Consider the following 3,855-nt stretch of genomic DNA (forward strand, 5'->3'; position numbering starts at 1 on the left):
GTCGGAGCGGACATCACGCTCGATCAGCTCGCCCAGATCGTCGAGAACGTGAAGGTCGCGCAGTCCGGGTTCGGGTTTCTGTCGATGTCAGATGGAAACGTGATCGCGATCAACAAGGCTGGCGAGCAAACGATCGGGGTGAATGCCGCAAGCGAAGGCAACGGCAGCGGCGTAGCTGGCATCGAGCGATCGCTGAAGACTAGCACTCAGCCGTCAATCGTCAAACTCGCCTCCGACCAGCGGGAAGGAATAAGGCACCTGCTTTTGAATATAGGCGGCAACGAAGTGCCTTTCATGGTCATCATGAAGAACCTTCCCGCAACGAATCTTTGGTCATCGGGGCCCGTGAAGGCTGAAGCAATGTCCCTTGGCATCGTTGTACCGGAACAAGAAATCTACGCGTCCCTGGTGGCCGCCCAGGCCAAGATCACCGACGCGACCAATCGCATCGTTCTCTATCAGATCCTGGCGATCCTCGCGTCGCTGATCATCGTACTCATCGCGGTCGTCGCGGCCTCCAAGCGCATTACGGCAGGAATCAGTGCGTTGGCGAGTGCCGCTCGGAAAATCCAGGCGAAGGACTATTCCGTCCGCGTAGCTGTCACCAGCCGGGACGAAGTCGGCGAAGCTGGCGAGGCTTTCAACAGGATGGCCGAGGAGATCAGCTTTCACACCGAAAACCTCGAGCAGATCGTAGCCGAGCGCACCGCTGAAATCGAGGACGCCAAGGAGGAGATTTCGACGCTCAATGCACAGTTGGAGCGGGAAAACCGACGGCTAGGAACAGAGCTGGCCGTTGCGGAGAGAATCCAGATGATGGTCCTGCCGCTGGAGGAAGAGTTGCAATCGTTTCCAACCCTCGAGGTAGCTGGATACATGAGGGCCGCTGAAGAGGTCGGCGGCGACTACTACGACGTTCTCGAAAGCGGCGACAGGCTCAAGATCGGCATCGGAGACGTCACGGGTCACGGCCTGGAAAGCGGTGTCCTCATGCTGATGGTCCAGTCGGTGGCGCGCGCACTTCAGGAAGCCGGCAGCACCGACCCGGTGAAATTTCTGACTGATCTGAACAGTGCCCTGTTCAAGAATATCGAAAGAACGAAGATCGACAAGCACATGACGCTGGCCTTCCTCGACTACGACGGCACGGACATGGTGCTGTCCGGACAGCACGAGGACGTCATCGTGGTGCGGGCAAACGGGGACATGGAACGGATCGATACCATCGATCTTGGGTTACCGATCGGCCTGGAAGCCGACATCGCCCCCTTTGTGAATTCCGTCAGGATACCGTTCGAGAAGGACGACCTCATCCTGCTTCACACCGACGGCGTCACGGAGGCGGAGAACAGCTCCGGGGAGCTCTTCGGCATCGAGAGACTGTGTAACGAAGCACTGCGCCTGAAAGAAAGGAGCGCAAACGCAATCGTGTCGGGGATCGTAACCGCCCTGATGGAATACGTGGGCACCCAGAAAATACGTGACGACATCACCCTCCTCGTTTTGCGGCACAGGTGAGCTATGGCTAGAAGATTATATGGCTCGATCGACTTGGCTGAGACCAATTTGCAGCGCGGTGCGCGGCTCACGCTGACAGACGGGCCATTGCAGCTTGGCTGGAGGCATTCGGGCATTACATCCGACTTCATCGCGGGCGTGATGGCGATGCCCTACGCCTCCAGCAAGCAACATTACACTGTGGTTCATCACAGCATCGGGTACCTCGCTAACGAACTGATCGAGAACGCAGTGAAGTTCCGGCTGCCTTCATCGATAGAAATCCAAGCCTGCCTTCGCTCGGCGGAGTTCCTGCTGCGTGTGAGGAACCCGATCGCGCTCGAGAGTTCGGCAAGGTTTCAGCGGACGCTTGATCATATGCTCGAGAGCGATCCCGGCGACCTGCTTATTCGGCAGATCGAAGCAAATGCGCTGGCTGATTCAAACGCCTCCGGCCTCGGTCTGTTAACGCTACTCAGCGATTACGGAGCAAGGATGACTTGGGAATTCGATGACTATGGCGAGGGCAGCGTTATGCTCACTACGACTGCAGCAGTGTCGGTACCGATGGTTTCCAACATGTGAGGGTACAATGGAAATTCGAGATGAAGATTTCAGAGTGTGGGCAGAAGGCAGCGAGGTCTTCTTCGAAGGAACCCTAAGGCTTGCAGGGCCAGACGCGTACGCGCCGATATTCTCCCTGGCGTCCGGCATTCTTTCCGGTCACCACGCCCGCGTGTCTTTCGATCTGACCGGACTTGAGTTTCTCAATTCTTCAGGGATCAACCTGCTCGCCAAATTGACGATCGAGGCTCGAAAGCGCCCGGAAGTCCAACTTGTGGTGAAAGGCACGAGCCAGTATCCGTGGCAGACCAAATCTTTGCCAAACTTGAAGAAACTATACCCGCAGATCGACCTTCGCCTTGCTTGACTGCGCTCGTGGCTCGGTCAAATTGCCTACTGACTTGTCCGACGAGCAGACGGCAATGCCGCTGCGATCTTCCGCCATCCGTAGCCGGTGATACCGGGCGTTCTCAACATTTGCACGGTTTCCACGTCACCGAGGTCGCGGACGGTTTAAATCCCAGCTGGTGCAGTTTGTCGAGCACCGCAGTTTCAGCTCGAAATCTTCGAGATTCCGTGGACGCGACGGCATCATGCCCCCTCTATCGGATCAACTCACAGATTGGCAGTTTTCGGAGCCTTCCTGCAGCAAATTTTCCCGATGGCAATATTGACAGGCGCGTTCGAAACGAACTGGTCGCCTCACGGAATGAACATCGGATCTCACTTGGAACAGCGTGAGAACACTGACATCCAAGCGGGTCCGCCTGTCGGTCATCGCGGAACCGAATTCGCGGTTTCTCGTTGTGATGGCAACGGGGGACCCAACATGAATAAATCAAAGTTTGAGTGGCTAGCTCGTTCAGGATACGGCGCGAGGGGGATCGTCTTTCTCCTGGTTGCCGCATTGGCCATGTTTTCAAGCTTTGGCGGCAGCAAGGCCGACACAAAATCAGCTCTCGACGTGCTGCTAAACCAGCCCCTCGGCCAGGTCTGGCTTGCATTGATCGGCCTGGGTCTACTCGGCTTCGTCGCATGGCGGCTCGCTCAGTCGCTTGCCAACGCCGACAATCATGATCGTAGCGCGAAAAGCTATCTGATCCGGGCTTCGCTCTTCGGCAGTGCGTTCACCTACATCGGTCTGGCAATCTACGCGTTCGAAGCAGCGATAGGTGCAGGACCTGGCGGCGCTAGCGGAGAACAGGGCCTCGCTGCCTGGGTCATGTCTCAACCTTTCGGCCGATATCTCGCTGGAGCGATAGGTGTCGGATTCATCATCGGGGGCGTCATCACCGCGCTCAAAGGCTTGACCCGCCGCTTTGAACGCTATCTCGATCTTCGGCAAAATCGTCTGCTCTTTTTGGTCTGCGTCTACGGCCTCTTAGCTCGTGGCGCGGTCTTCGCCATTATCGGCATCTTCTTTTGTTATGCAGCCTTCAAAGTGGACCAGAGTCAGGCCGGAAGCATGAGCGAGGCCTTGTCATGGATCAGGCAACTTCCCTTCGGCAGCATTCTATACTTTGCGGTCGCCATCGGCCTTGCCGCTTTCGGCATCTACAACCTGGTCGAGGCGCGGTATCGACGGGTGCATTCTCCAAACCTCTCGGCTGTCCGCAGAGAACTGCCGACGTTAAGCCGGTAAGAGGCTACGTCGACAACATGATCGAGGCAGCCCAACAAAGTCGACCATGATGGCTATGACGGCATTTCTCGGCGTCGCTTGTGTTGCTGCATCCGGCCCGCTTGTCGGCAGCGGGTGCCCTGCCCCCAGGTGTCGGCGGATCGAACGCGCAC

Annotated in this window: 4 protein-coding genes; all 4 read left to right on the top strand. The window is 57.3% G+C overall.

Features of this window, described 5'->3' with window-relative positions:
- Positions 1 to 1,518: PP2C family protein-serine/threonine phosphatase (locus AC1D35_RS35000; protein WP_477942494.1), on the top strand; the 1,518-nt coding region annotated here is incomplete at its 5' end.
- 3 nt (positions 1,519 to 1,521) lie between these two features.
- Complete coding sequence (locus AC1D35_RS35005; RefSeq protein WP_477942496.1) at positions 1,522 to 2,082, top strand: slr1658 superfamily regulator; 561 nt, start codon at positions 1,522 to 1,524, stop codon at positions 2,080 to 2,082.
- Between the two features lie 7 nt (positions 2,083 to 2,089).
- Positions 2,090 to 2,428, top strand: coding sequence for a slr1659 superfamily regulator (locus AC1D35_RS35010; RefSeq protein ID WP_113295863.1), 339 nt, complete (start codon positions 2,090 to 2,092; stop codon positions 2,426 to 2,428).
- A 462-nt stretch (positions 2,429 to 2,890) separates the two neighbouring features.
- The gene (locus tag AC1D35_RS35015; protein ID WP_477942498.1) at positions 2,891 to 3,703 is read left to right on the top strand and encodes a DUF1206 domain-containing protein; all 813 of its coding nucleotides are present in this window, start codon (positions 2,891 to 2,893) and stop codon (positions 3,701 to 3,703) included.
- The last annotated feature ends 152 nt before the right edge of the window (positions 3,704 to 3,855 follow it).

The organism is Rhizobium sp. P1_E6, assembly GCF_056405875.1.